The sequence below is a fragment of the Nitrospira sp. genome, from assembly GCA_030653545.1.
Taxonomy (GTDB): domain Bacteria; phylum Nitrospirota; class Nitrospiria; order Nitrospirales; family Nitrospiraceae; genus Nitrospira_D.
This window is the reverse complement of record JAURZE010000013.1, coordinates 111093-134041: the sequence shown is the minus strand read 5'-3', so window position 1 is coordinate 134041 and position 22949 is coordinate 111093. Positions and strand designations below refer to the sequence as shown.

Below are 22949 nucleotides of genomic sequence, written 5' to 3'. Positions count from 1 at the left end.
AAATATGGTCTGGAAACAGACTTGATTGGTGACAGGGTTCGGGCATTTGGACGGAAAGGATAGACGCTTTATGGAACAGCAGCCGCGAGCGAAGTCTTGGGTCATCGGGCCAATGATGGTTGTGGCCATCGTGTGCGGGGTTCTGATCGGCAAGGGCTGGGAGCGAACCGGCCATGCGACGGAAACGTACGAGGAGCTCAAGACATTTTCGGAGGTGCTCAATCAGGTGCAGCGGCATTACGTCGATGAAACGAAAACGAAGGAATTGGTGCAAGGGGCCATCCGCGGCATGCTGTCGACGCTTGACCCCCACTCCGCCTATATGACGCCCGAGATGTACAAAGAGATGCAGGTGGAAACCAAGGGCGAGTTCGGCGGCGTTGGCATTCAGATAGGAGTGAAAGAGAATCGGTTGGCTGTGATCGCACCGATCGAAGGGACTCCGGCCCAGCGGGCAGGGATTAAGGCCGGAGACTTCATCGTGAAGGTCAACGATGAGACGACGAAGGATCTTACGTTGATGGATGCGGTCCAGAAGATGCGCGGCCCGAAGGGGACCAAGGTCAACCTGACCATTCAGCGCGAGGGGACGCCGGATCCGCTGCAGTTTACGCTGATGCGGGATACCATCAAGATCGAAAGCGTGAAGTCGAAGGTCATCGACAACCTGGGCTATGTTCGGCTGACACAGTTTCAGGAAGCGACGGGACGGGATCTCGCGAAAGCCATCAAGCAATTCCGCGAACAGAAAGTCCAGGGGGCCATTCTGGATCTCCGGAACAATCCCGGCGGATTGCTGACGGCGGCGGTCGATGTGTCCGAACAGTTTCTCCCCAACGGGAAGCTCGTCGTGTTCACCAAGAATCGCGAAGGTAAGAAGGATGAATGGTTGGCGAAGTCGAAAGATCAAATGGATGAACTTCCGATGATCATTCTCGTGAATGAAGGGTCGGCGAGCGCGTCGGAGATCGTTGCCGGAGCGCTGCAAGACTGGGGGCGTGCGGTGATTGTCGGCACCACCTCGTTCGGGAAGGGATCGGTCCAGACCATCCTTCCGCTCGGCGACGGCTCAGGACTTCGACTCACCACGGCGAAGTACTATACGCCCAAGGGGCGATCGATCCAGTCCACAGGCATTACTCCGGATATTGTTGTGAAGCTTCCGACTCCAGCCCCGGCAAAGGACGGGAAGCCCGTCGATCCGTCACCTGACGCCAAGGCTGTGAAGCCGGCTCCGGGGAAAGAGAAGGAGGCGGCGCCGCATTCCAACGGGAAGGCACCGGAGGACACGGCAACCAAGGGTGGCGCGGCACCTCAAACACCTGCAGTTGATTCGGCCGGTGATCCGGCCCTTGAGCAGGATGCGCAATTGCAGAAAGCGGTGGAGTTGCTGAAGACCTGGAAGATTTTTAAGGAGATGAAAGTCTCCTAACCCGGAGGGGACGCGTTCTGCTGTCGAATGGCCTGGAGCAATTCATCCTCCGATCCGGTAAATCCTGGAACGGTGCGGAGAAGGTGGGATGAGACCAGTTGCTCCAGGTCGTCCAGCGTTCGGATACCCAGCCTGGCATAGAGATAGCTCACCAGTGAATCGTGGAGGCCCGGCAGCCGCGCCCAGCTCTTTACCTCGGGTGGCAATGGTGTCTTCAATTCTTCATACGTGCGAATCGTCCCGGTTTCCAGAAACTCCCTGATCTTTCCCCCCAAATCTTTCCCGATCCCGTCGATGTCTTCAAGTTCGTGACGCTGTGCCACAAGCGCGACATCCTCTTCCAGTGCCAGAATCGAATCCGCAGCCCGGCGATAGGCTCTGATGCGGTAGGGGTTGGCCCGCTGGGAGGCGAGCAGTGTGGCAATGGATTGAAAGATCTGGGCGACTCGTTCATTTTGCGTAGGCATGTCAGGTCACTCCGGCTATCGACGGATCTGCATTGTGCGGGGGATGCCCCTCTCGAGACAAGGGGGAGGGCTAATTGACAACCAGAATTGTGCTCCCATAGGATGATCGCCATGGCGAACGAGATTCAAATCCATGTGAATGGCGAGCCGCGAGGGTGGCGGGACGGCGACTCCGTTGCCGATCTGCTGAAGGATCTGGCGATTGCGACGGAGCGTGTGGCCGTCGAATTGAATCTTGAAATTCTCGACCGGAAGGATTTTGGACAGCGATGTCTTCGCGAGGGAGATCGGGTCGAGATTCTTGGATTTATCGGCGGCGGATGCGGGACTAAAGGAGAATCGGATGGACGCGAACGATAGGTTGACGATTGCCGGTCATGAATTCCGCTCACGACTGTGGGTGGGGACAGGAAAGTATAAAGATTTCGCCGAGACGAAAAAGGCGATCGAGGCATCCGGGGCCGATGTGGTGACGGTGGCGGTCCGGCGCGTGAATATCACAGACCGGTCGAAAGAGAATCTCCTCGACTACATCGATCCGAAGAAGTACACGATTCTTCCGAACACGGCCGGTTGTTACACGGTCGAGGACGCGGTGCGATATGCACGGCTCGCGCGGGCAGCTGGCATCTCCGATCTCGTGAAGTTGGAAGTACTCGGCGATGAGCGAACGCTGTTCCCAGATACCGCGGGGCTCATTGAAGCCGCCAAGATTCTCATCAAGGAAGGGTTCATCGTGTTGCCCTACACGAACGATGATCCCATTGTCGCGAAGAAGCTGGTCGACATCGGTTGTCCGGCAGTGATGCCTCTGGCGGCGCCCATCGGGTCTGGACTGGGGATCCGCAATCCGTACAATCTCAAGATCATCATGGAAACGGTGAAGGTCCCCATCATTGTCGATGCGGGAGTGGGGACGGCCTCTGATGCCGCGCTAGCCATGGAGTACGGTGCCGATGCGGTGTTAATGAACACGGCGATCGCAGGGGCGCAGCATCCGATCGCCATGGCGGAAGCCATGAAATATGCGGTCTATGCCGGTCGGTTGGCCTACAAGGCGGGGCGTATTCCAAGAAAGTTGTACGCGACCGCGAGTAGTCCTATCGAGGGCATGCTCTAATTACGTGTGTCGAGTAGCGATGGCGGAACGGTTTCTCGATAGTTGCGTCCGCCATCGCGTCAATTTGTCCGATCAGGTGTTCTGCCGCTGGCCCCATGCTGCCTGTTAATTTCCGTCTACTCTTGGTCACGGATCGGTCGCTGGTTCACGGACGCTCGTTTGAGAGCGCCCTCCGGGAAGCGGTGGATGCCGGTGTGCCGGCAATCCAGTTGCGTGAGCGTGATCTTCCGACCCGAGAACTCCTGTCATTGACGCAGCAGATTGGCGCGATGACGCGAGATCGTGCCGTTCCGTTGATCATCAATGATCGTATTGATATGGCGGTGGCATTGGATCTCGACGGGGTCCACCTTCGCGCCAGCAGTCTGCCGGTTTCGGTCGCGCGCCGAGTCGTGGGCCGGCATCGGCTCATCGGCGTGTCGGTGCATTCAGTCACAGAAGTGCAACAGGCCGGCGGTGACGGCGCCGACTACGTGCTCCTCGGCCCGATTTTTGAGACCCCATCGAAGCGGGAATTCGGCGCGCCCTTGGGATTAGCCGTGCTGGCTGCCGCCTGCCGCCAATCACCCGTGCCGGTATTTGCCATCGGTGGCATTACGCGCGAACGAATCGAATCAGTGAGGGGCGCGGGGGCGTTCGGCGTAGCGATGATCGGTGGAATTCTCGGCCAAGCGAATGTCGGGAGAGCAACCATCGATATGCAGGCGGCTGTTCGTGCCGCGTGGCCATCTCATTTGCCCGATGGCTCGCAGGCACGTTGACCTCGTGCAGTTGACCACCCCCAGGTCGGGTGTTAGAATCCGTTCACTGGCTTGAAGATGCGATGGCGCGCGGTGTCCTAGCGTTACGGCGAGTAGGCACATGGCAGAGAAGAAGAGCGGTTCGAGCCGAATCCGGTCCCTCCGAGATTCCGTGAAGCAAATCACGAAGCGGTTGTCAGAGGGGAAAGCGGACGTGATTTCAAAAAACGACGACCAGGCCCGCGAAGTCGACAAGCTTCGCGTTCAAATTCAGTCGATGGAAGAAGAAATCCGTCGGCTGTATCAATCCCGTTACCAACTCGACCACGCCACCAAACAGAACGACAAGCTTGTCGCCACGCTGCAGGAAGCTAAGGCTCAGATCGAAGCGCTCCGCGCAGAGATCGAGAAGCTGACTGCGCCGCCCTCTTCCTACGCGATCTATTCCTCCATGAACGCCGATGGCACCGCGAATGTGTTTGTGTCCGGCCGCAAAATGAAGGTCAGTCTGCTTCCCGCGATCAACGGCAAGGAGCTGCGACGCGGGCAGGAAGTGGTGTTGAATGAAGCGTTGAACGTCATTGAGGCGAAGGGCTTCGACGTGCAAGGCGAGGTCGTGCGGTTAAAAGATGTTTTAGAGGGAGGCCGCGCGCTCGTCACCCTGCACTTTGATGAGGAAAAAGTCGCGGAACTCGCTGATCCCCTGTTGGCCGAGCGGCTCAGCGTTGGCGATCATCTGCTGTACGATGCTCGCTCCGGGTATGTCATCGAAAAACTGCCAAAGTCTGAAGCCGAAGATTTGGTGCTCGAAGAAGTGCCGGACGTCGACTACGAGCATATCGGGGGGCTTCAGAAGGAGCTGGAACATGTCCGCGATGCCGTGGAATTGCCGTTCCTCCATGCCGAGCTGTTTGCGGATTTTAAGCTAAGCGCTCCCAAAGGGGTGTTGCTCTATGGCCCTCCCGGGTGCGGAAAGACCTTGATTGCCAAGGCGGTGGCCAACTCAATCGCCAAGAAATTGGGTCATCTCACGGGAAAGCAAATCCGGAGCTACTTTCTGCACGTGAAGGGCCCGGAGTTGCTCAATAAATATGTCGGTGAGTCGGAACGGCAGGTGCGTGAAGTATTCAAGAAGGCGAAGGAACAAGCGGCGGAGGGCAATCCGGTCATTGTGTTCTTCGATGAAATGGACGCCCTTTTCAGGACGCGCGGCACGGGGATTTCTTCCGATATCGAGTCGACCATTGTGCCGCAGTTTCTCTCAGAGATTGATGGAATGGAACGTTTGCGGAACGTCATCGTGATCGGGGCCAGCAATCGACAGGATCTCATCGATCCGGCGGTGTTGCGGGCGGGGCGGCTGGATGTCAAAGTCAAAGTCGGCCGTCCGGATGCTACGGCGGCCCGGGATATCTTTTCAAAGTATGTCTCCACCGAATTGCCTTTTGCGCCGGAGGAGTTGGCGCAACATGGCGGCGATCGGAAAGCGCTGGTTGAAAAACTGACGACGCTCACCGTTGATGCGATGTACGCGGCGTCCGAGGAGAATAAGTTCATCGAAGTCACGTACGCCAACGGCGAGAAGGAAGTCCTCTACTTCAAGGATTTCGCCAGCGGTGCGCTGATTGAGGGGATTGTCTCCCGCGCCAAGAAATATGCGGTGAAGCGGGCTATTGCGAAAGAAGGGGTTGGGCTTCGTTCGGAGGATCTGATCCGGGCCATTCGTGAAGAGTTCAAGGAGCATGAGGACCTGCCGAACACCACCAATCCGGACGACTGGGCCAAAGTGGCCGGCAAAAAGGGCGAAAAAATCGTGCACCTGCGGACGATCAGCGGCGGGCCGGCGGAGTCTCGCCAGATCGAAACCGTGACCACGGGCCATTATCTCTAGTCGTCTCATCATCCTATGCAAGACCAGCCGTCGACGAACTTCTCCCGCGTGATCGGCACAGAAACCGAGTTCGGTATTGCAGCCAAGGAGGCGGCATTATCGGATCCTGTGGCCGCATCAATCGCCGTGATCGGCCACTACCCGGGCTTGCCGGCTCCCAATGCCATTTGGGACTATGAAAACGAAAATCCCCTTTTGGATGCGCGCGGTTTCGAGGTGGAGGGAGAGCGAGAGCGCCCCAACCCTGAGTACAATCGCCAGCTCAATAAGGTGTTGGCGAACGGCGGCCGGCTTTATGTCGATGGGGCGCATCCTGAATATTCCATTCCGGAATGCTCGAACCCCAGGGAAGTGGTGGCTTTTGAACGCATCGGGGAACGGATTCTCGCCAGGAGTCTGACTGAGTTGACCCGCGCGCGCGGCTGCGAGCAATGCGTTGTCTACAAGAATAATTCTGACGGCAAAGGAAATAGCTACGGATATCACGAGAACTATCTCGTTGCTCGATCCGTTCCGTTCGATGACATACTCCGCGTGCTGGCGCCGTTTTTTGTCACGCGTTTGATCGTGGCCGGAGCCGGGAAGGTCGGCGCCGAGAATCAGACGAGCCCCGCCGAGTACCAGATTTCCCAACGCGCCGATTTTTTTGAATGCCTGGCCGACCTCAATACGATGGTCAAGCGGCCCATCATCAATACGCGGGATGAACCGCATGCTGAGTACAGCAAGTATCGGCGACTGCACGTGATTGTGGGTGACGCCAACATGGCCGAGCTCTCCACCTATCTGAAGGTGGGAACATTAAGCATGGTGTTGGAACTGTTGGAAGCGGGTGCGGATCTCCCGCAGATTGAGTTGGACGAACCGGTTCGAGCGATCAAGCAAGTCTCGCGCGATTTGGATATGAAGCAGTCGTTGAAACTCTCAAGCGGACGGCCGACGACCGCGTTGGCCATTCAACGAGCCTATTGGAGTGCCGCAAAGGCCTTTTACGCGAGTCATCCAACCACGGAGATCATGCAGGACGTCTTGGCTCGCTGGGAGCATGTCTTGGATGGCTTGGAGAAAGATCCACGGTTGTTGGTGGACGAGCTGGATTGGGTGGCCAAGCGTCATATGATCGAGTCGTATTTAGACCGGAAGGGGTGTGGGTGGACGGATCCGCGGGTCAAGCTCATGGATTTGCAGTATCATGATGTGCGGCCTGAGAGAGGGCTCTTCTATACTCTCGAGCGGGGGAATCGGATGAAGCGCATCGTCAGTGAAGCTGAAATCGTGCGTGCGGAAACCATGCCGCCTCCAGGGACACGCGCCTATTTCCGCGGGCGTTGCGCGGCCAAGTTTGCCGCCTCACTGTATGGGGTCAGCTGGACCTCGGTGCTATTCGACTTCGGGAACCCCACCATTACCAGGATTCCGCTGATGGATCCAGGCCGAGGCACCGAAGCCATGACGGGCGCGCTGCTAGAGAGTTGCGCGACGGCCGAAGCCCTATTAGCCAAGTTGAAAGCCTAACCCGAGGAGCCGCGTTACGCGTCAATCATGAATCTTCCTTTTTTGCCGAATTACGATGAGCCGAGTTTCTTCGATTTCATTTCGAAGCAACACCCTGGATTGACGCTGGGAGGCAATGGTGGTGGTGGCTTTCCCGGAACTCAGGATTCATCCCGAGGGGGAGGGGCCTTGACGGTTCCGCAGGCTACGACGGTGCTGGCCATCAAATATCAGCAGGGCGTGGTGATTGCCGGGGATCGCCGGGCAACCGAGGGATTTCAAATCGCCGACCGTCGAATCGAGAAGGTGTTCAAAATCGATGAGCATTCGGCCATGGCCATTGCCGGTGCGGCCGGGCCCTGCATTGAGATGGCGAAACTGTTTCAGACCGAATTGGAGCATTACGAAAAGCTGGAGGGAATGTCGCTGTCGTGCGAAGGGAAGGCCAATAAGCTCGGGCAGATGGTGAAGGCGAATTTGCCTATGGTGTTTCAAGGACTCGTCGTGATGCCGCTGTACGTGGGGTATGATCTCAAGCGAGGCGAGGGGCGTATTTTCAAGTACGACATCACGGGCGGGCGGTATGAAGAGTCCGACTATCATGCGATCGGATCAGGCGGCAAGGACGCGCGAAATACCATGCGCGAACATTTTCAGCGCCAACTTCCGGAGGCCGAGGCGCTCAGGCTTGCCCTGATGTCGCTCTACAATGCCGCCGATGACGATGTGGGAACCGGAGGCCCTGACCTGGTGCGGGGGATTTATCCCACCGCCAAGCTGGTGAACGCGCAGGGGATTACGGATGTGTCGAACGACAGCATTCGCGCAGTCTATGACGTGCTGATGGCCGCCCGTCGCTCGAAGGAGACCTAACGATGCCGATGCCGTACTACGTGTCTCCCGAGCAGATGATGCAGGACAAGGCGGAGTATGCCAAGAAAGGCATCGCGAAGGGCCGCTCAAGTATCGCCATGGAATATGCGGACGGAGTGTTGTTCACCGCGGATAACCCCAGTGCGTCGCTCCATAAAATCTCCGAGGTGTATGACTGTATCGCGTTTGCCGGGGCCGGGAAGTACAGCGAGTTTGAGAATCTCCGAAAGGCCGGCATTCGTCATGCGGATCTGAAGGGGTTCATGTACAGCCGGGAGGATGTCACGGCGCGCTCGCTGGCCAACGGCTATTCGCAAAGCCTTGGCACCATCTTCAGCCAGGAAATGAAGCCGCTTGAGGTGGAGATTCTCGTGGTCCAGGTAGGGTTGAACAGCCAGGCGAATGAAATTTACCGCATTTCCTTCGACGGCAGCATCATCGATGAGAAGGCCGTTGCCGTCATCGGTGGACGATCGGAGGCGGTGTTGGCGGCGATGAAGGACAAGGTGACCGGTCCTCCTCCGGCTCTCAAAGCCGCGCTCGGCTTCTGCGTCTCTGCGCTGGAGCAGACGGCCAATCAGAAGCTCAACCCAGAGGGATTGGAAGTCGCCGTGCTCGAACGGGCGCGCACCGGCCGCAAATTTAGGCGGCTCACGCCGGGTGAAGTTCAGCAACTCCTGACAGTCTGAAGCGTTCGTGCTGGATGTGGAAGTTGAAGATCCATCATTGGCCGTGTATTGTGTTGTAACCCTCCATGATATCCCCCGGTTCTATGAAGCAGCGGATCTTCGGCCTGGAAAACGAGTACGGCCTGATCTTCTCGCCGAACGGACGGATCTATCTGCCGATGGAGAAAGTCCTCGGCTACATTTTTGAAGGTCTGATTCCCAACAGCTGGCCCTCCAACGCATTCCTCGTCAATGGCGCCCGGTTCTACCAGGACACCGGTTGTCACCCCGAATACTCCACGCCCGAGTGCGACAATATTCTCGATCTCGTCATTCACGATAAAGCCGGGGAGCGGTTGCTGGAAGCCTGTCTTCCCGCGGCAGAAGAACGATTGCGTGAAGAAGGACTGTCCGGCGAGATCTACATCTTTAAGAACAACACGGATTCCCTCGGGAATACGTACGGGTGTCATGAAAACTTTCTGATGCGGCGCGACGTGGACTTCTGGAAGGTCACGGAGCAACTGATTCCCTTCTTCGTGACCCGACAGATTTATGGTGGAGCGGGAAAGGTACTGAAGGTGTCCGGTAAGCCCCAGTACTTCATCTCTCAGCGCGCCCAGCATATTCACGAGAAAACGTCCTCTTCCACCACCTCGTCTCGCAGCATCATCAATACCCGGGATGAACCGCATGCCGATGCGGAGCGCTACCGTCGGCTGCATATTATCGTCGGGGACTCCAACATGTCGGAGTTTGTCACCTATGTGAAGGTGGGGACGGCGGCATTGGTGCTGTCGATGATCGAAGACGGATACGCCGTGCAGGGGATGGAGTTGGAAGATCCGGTCAAAGCAATTCGGGAGATTTCACGAGACCCGACCTTGAAGAAGAAGGTGAAGCTGGACGATGGACGCCAAATGACCGCCATTGAAATACAGCGGGTCTATCTTGAGCGCGCGGAGCAGTATTTGGCGCAGCGCGAGCATGATCCCGTCCACGACGATGTGTTTCATAAATGGGCGACGTTGCTGGATCGGTTGGAAGATGATCCGATGCAACTGGTCCATCAGGTGGACTGGGTGACCAAGAAGCACCTCATTCAGTCGTATGTCGATAAAAAAGGCTGCGGGTGGGACGATCCCCGTGTGTATCTGCTGGATTTACAATTCCATGATGTGAAACGAACGCGGGGATTATATTATCTGATGGAGTCCAAGGGGCTCATCGAGCGGGTCGTGGAGGAAGAGGCGGTGCAACGGGCGATGTCGACGCCGCCGCAAACCACGCGAGCCAAGGTGCGGGGCGACTTTATTCGATTTGCCAGGGCCAAGAACCGGTCGTATACCGTGGACTGGACCTATCTCAAATTAAACGGGTACTGGGAAGAGACGATTCTCTGCATGGATCCGTTTAGCGCCACGAATCGTCGGGTCGAAGAACTAGTCTCACAAGTGTCAGGAACGAGGTTTTCTCGATGAATACCATGATCCAAGCCGTCCAGCAGCGCGCCTCGCAATTCGATCGCATGATTCTCACGGCGATTGTCCTCGTTGCGAGCATTTTCCCCATTGAACTGGTTCCAGGGTCGATGCCAGCACCGAAGGGGGCGGACGGACAATACAGCGGGAAGCAAGGACAGATCGTGCTGGTGAAAGTGCCTGGCGACGATCCCCAGGCTGAAGTCCGGGGAACGTTCATGGGCCGGACGATCTCGCTTTTTCCGGACCCACGAAGCGGCGAAGCTCCGGGGTACGTTGGATTGCTGGGCCTCGACATGCAGGATGAGCCAGGGACGCATGAATTGGCTGTGGACATCAAGATTGGCGATCAGACGAAGCATGTCAGCATGAACGTGCTGGTGGTCAAAGAAAAGTTTCGTGTCGAGCATTTGAAGTTACCGAAAGAGAAAGTGGATCTGGACGAGAAAGCGCTGGCCCGATGGAAAGCCGAGCAAGAGCAGGTGAAGGCAGCGTTGGCCGAGGATTCGCGATTGAAGCTCTGGCAGAGTGGCTTCTTAGAACCGGTCGGGGGAAAACGGACGGGGATTTTCGGTAGTGTGAGAATCATGAACGGCCAGGCCAGGAATCCCCACAATGGGGAAGACATCGGCGCACCCATGGGGACGGACGTACTTGCGACGAACGATGGGGTGGTGCGGTTGACCGTCGATCACATCTTCTCAGGCAAAGGCGTCTATGTGGATCACGGTCTTGGGTTCTACTCCATGTATTTCCATCTCTCAGAGGTGTCGGTCAAAGAAGGCGATCTGGTAAAAGCCGGGCAGGCTGTAGGCAAAGTCGGTGCGACCGGCCGGGCAACCGGTCCGCATTTGCACTGGGGCGTAAAGCTCAACGGGGCTCGCGTGAATCCCTATGCGTTGCTGGAGCTTCCGTTTAAGGGCATGGTGCAGTCGGCAGTACCCGTGCCGGTGACTGATCCGACGTCCGGGGTGGGCGCACCGGCTCCCTAGCAGTTTTGTGAATGAGGGATTATGGCTGCCGCGGTTTGGCTCAGTCTCTTGCAGATTAGTTCGGCGAGATTCCTAATCCCCCAAGCAGCGGCATGAGCGCCGCTTCACCCGGGCCTTGGCCGTTCTTCATGGCATCGCTGATTTCATCAAGGAGTTGGCCTGCCTGTGGATTCAGGTTCTTGAGCTTTTCCCCCAGATGCCCGGACATCATGCCTTGTTGAACCTCTGCCTCTGAAAGTTTGCCTTCTTTGATGCCTTGTTGAAGGTATTGGGCGAGAGCTTGCACCTTTGCCAAAAGGTCGGAAGGCATGCTGTTCAAAATTTTAGCGGCTTCTCCCGTTCCCATTTGAGCGGTACAGGGGAATGCCAACAGTCCAATCAATCCACAGGTCATCAAGGCGGTTCTGTAGTCGAATCGCATGGGGATTCCTCCAATCATTCAGCGCCAATCAAGTCATAAGCCTCTCCATATTATCTTCTCCCTTCGACTAGGGGAGTAGAAAATTCATGAATCCATAAGGAATGCTTGGACGGCTGTTCAGGGGCTAGATGGAGGGGAGAGCCCCGCAATAGGACAATGTCCGGACTGCTTGGAAAAGAGAATCCCCTAGGTGCTGAGGGGGACCAGTGCTATCGTGAGCCCACTATAGTGTTGTTGCATGAGGAGGCACGATGTTGGCAGGGATCGAAATACCCGATGTTACGCTCTACTTGGTGGCTGTCCTGGCGCTCTTGGTCATCTGGCAGTACTACAAGATGCAGATCATGGCCGGCCGAATTCTGGCGGTTGATATCTTCGACCGGTCAGGAATTCGCATGTATTTCTATGTGACGGCCGATGATGATCATATCTGCGACGTTTGTTCAGATGCGAACGGGCGCGTGTTTTCATCGTCTCAAGTCGCGAAGCGGTCATTCTCTCCACTGGACGGAAAATGTAAACGGGCGATGCCTTGTGCCAGCGTCCTCGTAGGTTTGTACGGAGGATGGCTTGAGGCCAGGGGCGTGTTAGAGCGATTGCGGGCGAATCTCAGAAGCGGGAAAAGCATCCAACTATCCCCTGAAGAAATGCGCGCCATGGTGAATGGACAGTGGGAACGCAGCATCAGCGCGGATACGGACCGTCTGGGGATCCACATCATTGAGGCCATGTGCTATGAAAAGGTGAATCCAGATGTGGCGGTCTCGGGGTATCGTTTTGTCGTCGATCAGGCCAAAGAAATTCGTCACCTCATGCTATTGGTGCCGGCCTATCTTCGGCTCACTCAGTTGTTGATCAGAGCCGGAGAAGCGGCCGAGGCTCTTGAGCTGGTCGAGCGGTTCGAAACGCGCTTCCCGACCAATAGACGAGGACCGCATTTCCCCTCCGATGAGCAGCGCGAGATGATGCGGACCAAGAAGACGCATCTGCTGAAGGGCCTGCCGCTGAAGATTCCGGCCTAAACATTTTGTCTGTGTGCGCTCGATCGAGCGGTCGATAACGAAAGCGTGTCCGGCAGTCGATCGGCGAGAATCCCACTAATAATTTGATTCAAGGCTGGAGGGAGTCTTGTTGAGGACAGTGGCTGTGGCGCGCGATAAGGCTGCGTCATGGCGGTGATCCAGCCCGTAGACTCTGAACTGAATCAGGCGGGTCGGAAGCAAATCGAGAAATTCTTCCAGCGGGTCGGCTGAAACCTGTCTGGTCCCGGGGTCATAGACATAGAGCGGATTCCCTCGGCGATCTTTCGGATCCGGCCGTGGGTCGAGCGGGGCCATATCGACCCGAAACTCCACCTTCCTCAGTTCTTTGGGCAGCTCCTTCGCAATTTGCAACGCGAATTGCTCGTGACTCGGGAATGCCATGCCCCGTTCCTGCCCCTTCTCCTTCAATGCCGTGCTATAGGCCATCTTCCACTTCACATCGCGATCCAGGATGCGCGCCCATTCCTGACCGAGCTGACGGCGCGCCTTCTGGCGGGATTTGGTCCATTGGCGTACTTCCTCCAACAGCGACCAGTCGGTGAGTCTCAGATAGTCTTCCATCTTTTTGCGCGGATCGTTCGGGAACAGGAGTTTCATCGTGTCCCCGAAAATGTCCCGCAGGTGGATGTCGATGGCTCTCGTCGTGCGGTGAAAATACACGTTGGAATAGAGGTACATCCTGGTGTTTAGGAACATTTGCAAGGCCGGAAGTCCGGTCTTGTGGATAGTGAATCCTTTGTCGGTGATGATGGTGTAGTGAATCAGACGCGTCAGATCGACAGGACCCACGGCTACGCCGCACATGTACGAGTCGCGGAGCACATAGTCCAGATTATCGCCGGTATAGCTGCCTGAGATGACCGGTTGCAGCATGTCGAGCCAGCGCGGGATCTTGGAATTGTCCTTCCCCTTTTCCTTCAGGATCAGATGGGCGATCTGATCGGGGTTCAGTTCTTCCCCTTTGTCAAAAGGCCCTGACGGGCTGCGCCGGATTCTCCGAATAGTGGAGCCGAGATGTTCGCGGACAATGATCTGTCCGAGCTTTTCGTGGGTGAGATGAAATCCGTGGAGATAGTTGTCGTCGAAGAAGTGGCAAAAGGGACCGTGGCCGATGTCATGGACTAGTGCGGTCACTCGCAGCAGTTCCTCGACATAGTTGGCCGAAGGGACGTCCTTCACGACTTTCTTGAGATAGGGGTACAGATGCCGGGCGAACCTTCCGGCCACGTGCATGGTGCCGAGAGAATGGACGAACCGCGTATGTTCTGCCGAGGGATAGACCCAGCGCGCACTCTGGAGCTGATAAATATAGCGGAGCCGTTGGACCCAGGGTGAATCGATCAGATCCTTTTCTGTGCGCTCCTGTGGATCAGGGATCGCATAGGGAACTGTGAACGACACATACTTGTGGATCGGATCGGCGATGAGGGCGGAGCCGTCATAGGGGGCGTTGATGGGTTCGTCAACCTGTTGCATACGTGATCTGCATCTTAGCCTAGCGGATCCCGGGGCGGCAATGGCGCAGGGGGAGGCGCAGGTTGACGATGTTTACTAATGAGGTATAGAGCGACGGGATAGGCAAGAGCTGTAGCGGCTACGCTCAATACGGTTCCCCCAAGTAGAAAGGGGATGGCGTAGGGCAAGACTTGATCGTAGATTCCCGAGAAGCTCAGATCATGCCAATCGAAGGAAGGCGTTTCTGCTCGCCCGAGCAGGCGAGCACCCGTCCAATACGTAGCCCCTAGAATTGGAATAAGCGTCCACGGGTTGTTGATAAAGTTCCCGGCCATAACCGCGATAAAGTTCAAGCGGAAGGCCCAGGTGCATCCGATTGCGAGAAGCGTATGAAATCCATAGAACGGACAGAACGCGATGGCTGTGCCGATTGCAAAGGCTGTCGCGGTCCTTCGGGGGGACTCCTGCAGGTGTAACACCTGTCTAAGATGCGCTCGAAATGATGCCATAGGGATTGACGGTTCCTCAGTTCGGGGTCCGAAAATGCTCGTAACTCAAAACGGGTAGTGGGTCCCTTCGGCCGTCTTTCAATCGTCGATGAATGCCCAACGACGCAGCGCAAATGTGCCCAATCCTGGTGACCGGAAAATTACGCTGGCTCGCGGCGCGTTCGAGCTTAGTCCGATGAGCTTCAGGAATAGTGAACAGGAGTTCATAATCCTCGCCGCCGGCCAGGGCAAGTACGATAGGATCTTGCTTAGTTGAGGCTGCATAGGCTTGGCAGGCTGGAGAAAGCGGAAGGCGCGAAAGGTCAACTTCTGCCCCTACATGACTAGCATTGCAGATATGCCGTAAGTCGCCGGATAAGCCATCGGAGACATCAAGCGCCGAGGTGACGATGCCTGTCTGATTGAGCCACTGCCCTTCCCGCACGCGAGCAGTCGGACACCGGTGCCGGTTGATCAAGAACGTCCGGTCTGCAGAGCGGAGGCGAGGGGCCCCCATCTCTTGTGCCTGTGAGTTCGAGAGCAGTTGAAGTCCGGCGAGGGAGTCTCCGAGAGTCCCGGTGACGTAGAGGCTATCCCCGATTCGTGCTCCTTTCCGCAGCAAGACTTTCTTTTTCTCCGTTGTCCCAAGGAGCGTGATGCTGAGGAAGAGTCCATGTTGCGATGCTGAGGTATCGCCTCCAACCAACCGGACTTTGTATGGCCGACAGGCCTTCATGAGTCCTTCGTAAAGGGCAAGGACGTCGGTTGTTCTGAGAGAGCTTGGAATCGCAACGGAGACCAAGAGAAACCGCGGAGAGGCGCCCATGGCGGCGACATCACTCAGATTGGCCATGGCGGCTTTATAGCCGACTGCGCCGAGGGAGGCCGTGGCTAAGTCGAAATGGATTCCTTCCGCCAATAGGTCAGTCGTGAGGATTACCCAATCGGTCGTGGCGATCGAAACGACAGCCGCATCGTCTCCAATACCTGTGATTACGGACGGACTTTTCCGTTCAAACCGGCGTTGGAGTTGCCGGATGAGCGGAAATTCCTGGATGGGCTGTGTGGCCTTGCGGCGGGCCATAGGTGCCAACGTTATGGCCGGAGGTGAGCGGGCAAGGCCATGATGGTGGCCCGTGTGGCTCCCCCTCCGGCGGTTCTTCGGCTCTTCTGTGTCCGCGAGGGTTTACTCCGTGCGGCCGCCGACGGGGTGGAATTCTTCTTGGGCGCTGCCGTGGCCTTCGGCTTTCGGCGCAGGGCTACCTTCATGACATCGTCCATGGTGTCGGCAAAGTGCAGCTGGATGCCCTTTAGGATGTGTTTGGGGATTTCTTCCAAGTCTTTCTTATTCCGGCGCGGGAGGATCACGGTCGTGAGCATGGCCCGCTTGGCCGCGAGAATCTTCTCTTTGAGTCCCCCGATGGCCATGACGCGGCCACGCAAGGTAATTTCACCGGTCATGGCCAGATCTCGCCGGACAGGAATGCCCGACAGCGCCGAGGCAATCGCGGTGGCCATGGTAATGCCGGCGGAGGGTCCGTCTTTGGGGATGGCTCCGGCCGGGACATGGATGTGGAGATCCTGCTTGCTGAACATGTCCGGATTGAGATTGAGGGTTTTTTCACGTGACCGCACATAGCTGAGGGCGGCCTGGGCAGATTCCTTCATCACGTCGCCGAGATGTCCGGTGAGTGTCAGATGGCCCTTCCCCTTCATCGCCGTGGCTTCGATATAGAGGACATCGCCGCCCGACTCGGTCCAGGCCAATCCGGTGGCGACACCGATTTCATCTTTTTCGAGTTCGGCTTCCGGGACATATTTGGGGACGCCCAAGTATTTGTGCAGGTTTGCCGGGTTGACGGGGAATCCCTGGCCTTTCCCTTCGGCGACTTTCTTGGCGACCTTTCGCATCACGTTGGCGATTTCGCGTTCCAGATTTCGGACACCGGCCTCACGCGTATAGTTGGTGATGATCTGCCGAAGCGCGGGGTCGCTCACCTTCACATGCTTGGTGGTGATGCCGTGTTCAGTCAGCTGCCGGGGAATCAAGTAGGTTTGCGCGATGCCCAGCTTTTCTTCTTCGGTGTACCCGGGAATTTCAATGATCTCCATCCGGTCGCGCAGGGCCGGAAGAATCGGATCGATCAGATTCGCCGTGGTAATGAACATGACCTCAGTCAGGTCAAATGGCACGGCGAGATAGTGGTCGGTAAATGCGTTGTTCTGCTCGGGGTCCAACACTTCGAGCAGCGCGGCTGAAGGATCTCCTCGAAAGTCCATGCCGACTTTGTCGACTTCGTCGAGCATGAAGACGGGGTTAGCTGTTCCGGCCTGCTTCATCCCTTGAATCAGGCGGCCGGGCAGCGCGCCGACATAGGTGCGGCGATGGCCGCGGATTTCGGCTTCGTCGCGCACGCCGCCGAGGCTGATGCGGACGAATTCCCGTCCCAAGGCTTTGGCGATGGATTTTCCCAGCGATGTTTTTCCGACACCCGGAGGGCCGACGAAGCAGAGAATCGGCCCTTTCATTTTCTCTTTGAGTTTCCGGACGGCCAGGTATTCGAGTATGCGCTCTTTCACTTTTTCGAGATCGTAGTGATCCTCATTGAGCACCCGGGCGGCGGCTTTGAGGTCGAGGTTGTCTTTGGACCGTTTCGACCAGGGGAGCTCGACCATCCATTCGAGATACGTGCGGACCGTGGCGGACTCGGCGGTATCCGGATGCATCTTTTCCAGCCGCTTCAGCTGCTTCTCCGCTTCTTTCAAGACCTTTTCCGGCATCTTGGCCTCGGCGATCCGTTTCCGGAACTCCGTCACTTCTTCCGCCCGCTCGTCGAGTTCCCCCAGTTCTTTTTGGATCGCTTTGAGCTGTTCGCGCAGGAAGTATTCCCGCTGGGTTTTGTCCATCTCGCCCTTGGCCTGGGCCTGAATCTTTTGCTGCATCGAGAGGACTTCGATTTCTTTGCCGAGAATGTCGCTGACCCGTCGGAGCCGTTGGATGGGGTCCGGAAGCTCCAGGACGCTTTGCGTGACATCGACTTTGAGGCCGAGGTTTGACGCCACCATGTCGGCCAGGCGTCCGGGCTCTTCCAGATTTTCGATGACGACCATGACGTCGGGAATCAGGACTTTGCCCAGGCTGACGATCCGTTCGATCTGCTCCTTGACCGTTCGCATGACGGCCTCGGATTCCAACGTCGTGGCCGTGATCTTGGTGTCGGGCATCTTGTCGATGCGCACGGAGTAGTAGGGGTCGGATTGAATGTAATTCGTGACCTTGGCTTTGGCGATGCCTTGCACGAGAATCTTGATCCGTTCATCGGGCAGCTTGAGCATGCGCATGATGATGCCGACGGTACCGATAGCATGAATGTCTTCGGGCTTTGGATTCTCGACGTCGAGCGCCTTCTGGGTGGCCAGGAAGATCATGCGATTGCCGGCCAGGGCTGCTTCGATGGCCTTGATGGACATCTCGCGTCCGACAAACAGCGGTAACACCATATACGGGAAGACGACAATGTCGCGAACGGGCAAGAGCGGCAGCTGGTCCGGGACTTCTACGTTCTGCGGGGGCTGAAGATCTTGTTCAATCGAGTCAGTCATGGAGCATCTGCCCTTTTCTGCGTTGGTGTTCCAAGCGAGCGGTGATCCACCCGGCGTTGCGGCGGTTGTGGTCCTGCGATCAGGTACGACGAGTGCCTGTGGCCGGACGCATTCTGTTTGAGAGGTATTCGTGAAAGTCAGGCCCGAGGGAGGGGTTCTTGAGCGCAAACTCTACCGTTGCAATTAAGAATCCCAACTTGTCTCCCGCATCGTGGCGGTGTCCCACCACTTCATGGGCATACATGGGCATTTTTTTTGCCAGTTCTTTCAAGGCATCGGTCAATTGGATCTCTCCGTTTTTCCCCGGGCGTGTCTTTCGTAGGATCGGGAAAATCTCCGGCGGAAGGATATAGCGGCCAATGACCGCGAGATTGGACGGCGCCTCGGCCGGTGACGGTTTCTCGACCAGGTCGTCCACGCGATGCAGGCCTTTCCCAAGCTTCGTCGGCGTGACAATCCCGTAGCGGCCCACATCTTGTTTCGGGACTTCTTGTACGCCCAGGACGGCCCCATGGCGTTTCTTGTATATGTGGATGAGTTGGGCGAGTGCCGGGACCTGGGCGTCGATGATTTCATCCCCGAGGATGACCGCGAAGGGTTCGTCGCCGATCAGATGCTGCGCGCAGAGAACGGCATGCCCCAATCCCAACGCTTCCGACTGACGGACATAGCAAAAATTCGCGAGGTTCGAAATCTGGCGGATCTGGTTAAGCATCTGGGACTTGCCGGTCCCTTTAAGATTTTCTTCCAGTTCGACGGAGCGGTCGAAGTGATCTTCGATGGCGCGTTTGCCCCGGCCCGTGATGACGATGATATCTTCGATGCCGGAGGCGACGGCTTCTTCAACCGTGTATTGGATCAACGGTTTGTCGACCAGCGGCAACATCTCTTTCGGGGAAGCTTTTGTGGCGGGAAGGAAACGAGTGCCGAGGCCTGCCGCAGGGATAATGGCTTTTCTGACGGTGTGCGATGACATCGGAGGGATAGTATGTGATGGGTGAAGTGAAGTCAAGAAATGGGCAATCTTTCTCGGCCGATTTACGCGGCGGTTGCGGTGGCTCCATACTCCTTTACATCATGGAAAGGGCTCAATATAATCCGAGAGTTTTGCGCCACGGGTCGCATCTGCTTTCACTGCACAGCGAGTGAGGGGCGTTCTCTTAACCGAGAGGAGCGCCGCGACGGTGCTTCCTCAGAATAGGATCGGCCGAGTGACATGACTTCGGCTCAGGCCTTGCGGGTGTTTCGGGTGGGGTCGCAGGACATCGTGGCCGTCTACACTATTATGGTAGGGGGATCTGGGTTTGTGTTGTTGAGCGGGTATGGCAAGCTCCAATGGTGTGTCGTGATGCTGGTGCTCATCCTTTCTTGCCTGGTGGTGGGGGATGTGGTCGCTCAGATTGCCGGCATTAAGGTCAAGACCATCGAGATCCGTGGAAATAAGCGGATCGAGCTGCCGGCGATCGCCGGGCGCCTGACCCTCAAGGTCGGTGATCCGTACCAGCCGGAAACGGTCCGTGGACAAGTCAAAATTCTGTACGATACGGGGTTTTTTGAGGATGTGCAGGTCGAGACGGAAGCGGGTGAAGGAGGCACGGCGGTCGTCTTTGTCGTGCGGGAGAAGCCCTTCATTACCGAGATCGTGTACGACGGTAATGAAAATTTGAGCGACGATAAGCTCAAAGAGAAGACCACGATCAAGAGCCAGTCTTTTCTGGATCAGCAGCAGGCCAAAGAAAGCGCTGAGAAAATCCGCCTGGCCTACCAGGAAGACGGCTATTACAACGCGCAGGTGATCCCGGTCGTGCAAACCTTGGACGAAGACCGCAAGCGTCTGACTTTCTTTGTGAAGGAAGGGGACAAGGCGCGGGTGAAGGCTGTCGTCTTTGAAGGCATGCGCGCGGCGACGAAAGAGGAAGCCTTCAAGGTCACGGCCACGCGCGAGTGGATTCCCTGGTACGGGCTCTTCACGCAATTGAAGTTGCCCTCGTTCCTATCGGATGCCGGTATTCTGAAACATGATGAGCTGGCGAACGACGTCGAACGGGTGAAGGAAATCCTGCTGAATAAGGGGTATCTGAATGTGCAGGTCGGATTGCCCACGGTGGAGCTGACGGAAGACAAGAAGTGGTTCATCATCACTTACAACGTATCGGAGGGAGAACCCTTTACGGTCGCGGAGGTCGGCTTTCGGGGGTACACCGTTTTCGAGGAAGCGGAGCTTCGCGACAAACTGAAAATCAAGGACGGCGAGATCTTTCAGCGGGCCAAAATTCGCGACGAAATCACCCGCCTCACGGACATGTACGGCAGCAAGGGCTATGCGTTTGCCGATGTCGTGCCGAATGTGAATCCGAACAATGAAGAGCGCACCGCCAGCATCATTCTCAGCATCAAGGAAGGCGAGATGATGCGAATCCGGCAGATCAATATCAACGGGAACGACAAGACCCGCGACAACGTGATTCGACGGGAAATCCGCGTCGACGAGCAGGATGTCATCGACACGCCCTCGCTGAAGCGGAGCTTCCAGCGCCTGAATAACCTGAACTTTTTCGAGACGGTTGAAATTCTTCCGGCGCAAGTCGAGGCCGACAAGGTCGATCTGAATGTGCGGGTCAAGGAGAAGCCCACCGGCCAGTTCAGTATCGGCGGCGGATTCAGCACGCTGGACAAGCTCGTGGCCATTGCGGATATCACCGAAGGGAATCTCGGCGGCAACGGCTATATGGGCCGCATCCGTGGCCAGCTCGGACAGCAACGGACCCTCGGCCTCATCACCTTCCGCAATCCCTATTTGAATGACAGTCTGACATCGGTCCAGCTCGATATTTATCGCAGCATGACGAACTATATTTCCTATTTCGAAGAGAAGTCAGGCGCCAGCGTCACGTTCGGGCGGTGGCTGTCCGAGTATGTGACCGGAAGCATCAGTCTTGTGGCTGAACAGTTGAACTTTTCCGATCCTCAGGAAGGGCTCTGTCCGGATCTCTTGCCGCTCATTTGCCGGCAGCTCGGCAACCAGACGACGACGGGATTCCGGACGACGATGTTCCGGGATACCCGGGACTATTACCTCGATCCCCGGACCGGCTGGCGGGTCGGCGGCGGCGTCGACTACGGCACGCCGATGCTGGGTGGCTCCAATAATTTTGTGAAGTACACGCTCGATGTGAGCAAGTACACCCCGCTGCCGTTCGATACGCGATTCTCAGTCCGGGCGCGTGTCGGAGCAATTGAAGGTATTGGGGGGAAGCCGATTCCGCTGACCGAGCGGTTTTTCGTCGGCGGTATCAATACCATGCGCGGATTTGTGTTCGGACGAGCCGGCCCCGTGGTCCCGAATATCTATTCGATCATCGGAGCGTCAAAGGAGTTGATATTCAACTTTGACTATATCTTTACGATTTCAGCCGATGCGAAACTCAACGGCGTGATCTTCTTCGATTATGGGAAGGGTTTCGATGACAATGAGAAATTCTCGCTGAACCTGCGGAAGGCTGCCGGCATTGAAGGCCGCTGGATCTCTCCGTTTGGACCGTTGCGTGTCGCCTACGGACTCAATCTCGCTCCGCAGCCAGGAGAGCGGACCGGGGTGTTTGAATTTACGATCGGGTCACTATTCTAAGTGGGTGATGGAAGGGACTGTGTGACAAGAATGATCGCGATGAGGAATCAGTGGGGGAATATCTGTGCGGCGTTTCTCACCGTCGTATTCCTTGCCGTGAGTGGATGTGCGGGAGCGGGTGCTGGCGCGAAAGTCGAGGGGAAGATCGGGGTATTGGATCCGGCCCGAATTCTGTCCGATACCAACGCGGGGAAAAAGGCCAAGGACAACCTCACGGCCTTTTCCAAGAATCGACAGACCCTGATCGAGCTCGATGAAAAGGAATTGCGTCGGCTGGAAGAGGATTTCGTGAAGCAGGCCAGCGTCCTGAGTCCCGCGGCCAAACGTGATCGGGAAGAAGCGTTTCGTCGGCGCATGCAGGAGTATCAGCAAAAGGTCACGGAGCTGAATCGGGAAGTGCAGGAGAAGCAAAAAGATGTGATGGACGGATTTCGCGACAAGATCGAGACGGTGGTCGGCAAGGTTGCAAAGCGGCTGGGCTTGCAGATTGTCGTGGACAGCAGCAAGGGCGGAGTGACGCTCTATCGCGAGGACACGCTCGATATTTCGAATCAGGTGATTGAAGAGTTCAATCGGGACTATCCCTAGCAGGAGGAGATGGATTATATGAAACGACAGCGCGTGATCGGGATGTTCGGAGTGCTGGCGGCGAGCCTGTGGTTCGCCCATGCGGCCGTCGCGGCGGAGACGTTTAAGGTCGGGGTGATGGATCAGCAGGCGGTGATGGAACAATCCAAAGCCGGCAAGCGGGCGCTGGAGGAAATGAAGAGCTATTCGCTGACCCGGCAGAAAATCGTGAATGCGGACGACCAGGAATTGAAGGATATGGAGCAGTCCCTCCAGGATCCCAACAGCAAGTTGAGCGAGCAGGCAAAGCAGGAAAAACAGGAACAATTCCGGACGAAGCTGGAGGCCTATCAGCGCCGTCTGGCTGACTTTAATCGGGAAGTGCAGCAGAAACAACGCGAGATGGTGACGGAGTATGCCAAGAAGATTGCGGCGGCCGCACAAGCGGTGGCGCAAAAAGACGGCTATCAGGCTATTCTCGACAAGGGGAGCGATGCGATGGTGCGGATTGTGTTGTACTATCAGCCCGCGCTGGACGTGACGGATCGTGTCGTGAAGGAGTTCGATAGCCAGAATAAGTAGCGGC

Annotated in this window: 21 protein-coding genes; 14 read left to right on the top strand and 7 right to left on the bottom strand. The window is 56.8% G+C overall.

The annotated features are described in order from the left end of the window. The first annotated feature begins 70 nt into the window (after positions 1 to 70). The gene (locus Q7U39_04810; protein MDO9117257.1) at positions 71 to 1432 is read left to right on the top strand and encodes a S41 family peptidase; all 1362 of its coding nucleotides are present in this window, start codon (positions 71 to 73) and stop codon (positions 1430 to 1432) included. Here the strand turns inward: Q7U39_04810 and Q7U39_04805 are convergent. Beyond that, positions 1429 to 1899, bottom strand: coding sequence for a histidinol-phosphatase (locus tag Q7U39_04805; GenBank protein ID MDO9117256.1), 471 nt, complete (start codon positions 1897 to 1899; stop codon positions 1429 to 1431). The two genes, Q7U39_04810 and Q7U39_04805, sit on opposite strands and share 4 nt — an antisense overlap. Before the next feature lie 111 nt (positions 1900 to 2010). On the opposite strand from Q7U39_04805, the gene thiS reads away from it, so the two are divergent. From thiS to Q7U39_04760, 9 genes are all read left to right on the top strand, one after another. Further along, a complete protein-coding gene (gene thiS / locus Q7U39_04800; GenBank protein ID MDO9117255.1) occupies positions 2011 to 2259 on the top strand; it encodes a sulfur carrier protein ThiS in 249 nt (82 codons plus the stop codon). Further along, the gene (locus Q7U39_04795; GenBank protein MDO9117254.1) at positions 2243 to 3019 is read left to right on the top strand and encodes a thiazole synthase; all 777 of its coding nucleotides are present in this window, start codon (positions 2243 to 2245) and stop codon (positions 3017 to 3019) included. Before thiS ends, Q7U39_04795 begins: the two co-directional genes overlap by 17 nt. Positions 3020 to 3114: 95 nt before the next feature. Continuing rightward, on the top strand, positions 3115 to 3780 hold the full coding sequence (thiE, locus tag Q7U39_04790) for a thiamine phosphate synthase (protein ID MDO9117253.1): 666 nt from the start codon (positions 3115 to 3117) through the stop codon (positions 3778 to 3780). A 100-nt stretch (positions 3781 to 3880) separates the two neighbouring features. Then, the gene (gene arc / locus Q7U39_04785) at positions 3881 to 5650 is read left to right on the top strand and encodes a proteasome ATPase (GenBank protein MDO9117252.1); all 1770 of its coding nucleotides are present in this window, start codon (positions 3881 to 3883) and stop codon (positions 5648 to 5650) included. 48 nt (positions 5651 to 5698) lie between these two features. Beyond that, positions 5699 to 7165, top strand: a complete 1467-nt coding sequence (dop, locus tag Q7U39_04780) for a depupylase/deamidase Dop (GenBank protein ID MDO9117251.1) — start codon at positions 5699 to 5701, stop codon at positions 7163 to 7165. 27 nt (positions 7166 to 7192) lie between these two features. Further along, a complete protein-coding gene (gene prcB, locus Q7U39_04775; protein ID MDO9117250.1) occupies positions 7193 to 8017 on the top strand; it encodes a proteasome subunit beta in 825 nt (274 codons plus the stop codon). 2 nt (positions 8018 to 8019) lie between these two features. Continuing rightward, positions 8020 to 8706 (top strand): proteasome subunit alpha, encoded by a 687-nt coding sequence (gene prcA / locus Q7U39_04770; protein ID MDO9117249.1) that lies wholly within the window; start codon positions 8020 to 8022, stop codon positions 8704 to 8706. An 83-nt stretch (positions 8707 to 8789) separates the two neighbouring features. Next, the gene (gene pafA / locus Q7U39_04765; protein MDO9117248.1) at positions 8790 to 10166 is read left to right on the top strand and encodes a Pup--protein ligase; all 1377 of its coding nucleotides are present in this window, start codon (positions 8790 to 8792) and stop codon (positions 10164 to 10166) included. Beyond that, positions 10163 to 11158 carry a M23 family metallopeptidase gene (locus tag Q7U39_04760; GenBank protein ID MDO9117247.1) on the top strand — a complete coding sequence of 332 codons (996 nt, stop codon included), beginning with the start codon at positions 10163 to 10165 and terminating at the stop codon, positions 11156 to 11158. Before pafA ends, Q7U39_04760 begins: the two co-directional genes overlap by 4 nt. Before the next feature lie 55 nt (positions 11159 to 11213). Here Q7U39_04760 and Q7U39_04755 read toward each other — a convergent pair whose 3' ends face one another. Further along, positions 11214 to 11579, bottom strand: coding sequence for a hypothetical protein (locus Q7U39_04755; GenBank protein MDO9117246.1), 366 nt, complete (start codon positions 11577 to 11579; stop codon positions 11214 to 11216). A gap of 251 nt (positions 11580 to 11830) precedes the next feature. Between Q7U39_04755 and Q7U39_04750 the strand changes: the two genes are divergently transcribed. Beyond that, complete coding sequence (locus Q7U39_04750; protein MDO9117245.1) at positions 11831 to 12601, top strand: hypothetical protein; 771 nt, start codon at positions 11831 to 11833, stop codon at positions 12599 to 12601. Between the two features lie 75 nt (positions 12602 to 12676). Here the strand turns inward: Q7U39_04750 and Q7U39_04745 are convergent, their stop codons facing one another. From Q7U39_04745 to galU, 5 genes are all read right to left on the bottom strand, one after another. Further along, a complete protein-coding gene (locus tag Q7U39_04745; protein ID MDO9117244.1) occupies positions 12677 to 14098 on the bottom strand; it encodes an HD domain-containing protein in 1422 nt (473 codons plus the stop codon). 14 nt (positions 14099 to 14112) lie between these two features. Beyond that, on the bottom strand, positions 14113 to 14586 hold the full coding sequence (locus Q7U39_04740; GenBank protein ID MDO9117243.1) for a DUF2062 domain-containing protein: 474 nt from the start codon (positions 14584 to 14586) through the stop codon (positions 14113 to 14115). Between the two features lie 16 nt (positions 14587 to 14602). Beyond that, on the bottom strand, positions 14603 to 15649 hold the full coding sequence (gene thiL, locus Q7U39_04735; GenBank protein ID MDO9117242.1) for a thiamine-phosphate kinase: 1047 nt from the start codon (positions 15647 to 15649) through the stop codon (positions 14603 to 14605). Between the two features lie 11 nt (positions 15650 to 15660). Further along, a complete protein-coding gene (gene lon / locus Q7U39_04730; protein ID MDO9117241.1) occupies positions 15661 to 18168 on the bottom strand; it encodes an endopeptidase La in 2508 nt (835 codons plus the stop codon). Between the two features lie 79 nt (positions 18169 to 18247). Then, positions 18248 to 19144, bottom strand: coding sequence for a UTP--glucose-1-phosphate uridylyltransferase GalU (gene galU, locus Q7U39_04725; GenBank protein ID MDO9117240.1), 897 nt, complete (start codon positions 19142 to 19144; stop codon positions 18248 to 18250). A 240-nt stretch (positions 19145 to 19384) separates the two neighbouring features. Here galU and bamA point away from each other — a divergent pair, with 240 nt between their 5' ends. Genes bamA through Q7U39_04710 form a run of 3 tightly spaced genes read left to right on the top strand, consistent with a single transcriptional unit; the run spans position 19385 to position 22945 of the window. After that, positions 19385 to 21796, top strand: a complete 2412-nt coding sequence (bamA, locus tag Q7U39_04720; protein ID MDO9117239.1) for an outer membrane protein assembly factor BamA — start codon at positions 19385 to 19387, stop codon at positions 21794 to 21796. Between the two features lie 39 nt (positions 21797 to 21835). Beyond that, positions 21836 to 22384: an OmpH family outer membrane protein gene (locus Q7U39_04715; protein MDO9117238.1), complete on the top strand. Its 549-nt coding sequence runs from the start codon at positions 21836 to 21838 to the stop codon at positions 22382 to 22384. 18 nt (positions 22385 to 22402) lie between these two features. Continuing rightward, a complete protein-coding gene (locus tag Q7U39_04710) occupies positions 22403 to 22945 on the top strand; it encodes an OmpH family outer membrane protein (protein ID MDO9117237.1) in 543 nt (180 codons plus the stop codon). Positions 22946 to 22949 lie beyond the last annotated feature (4 nt).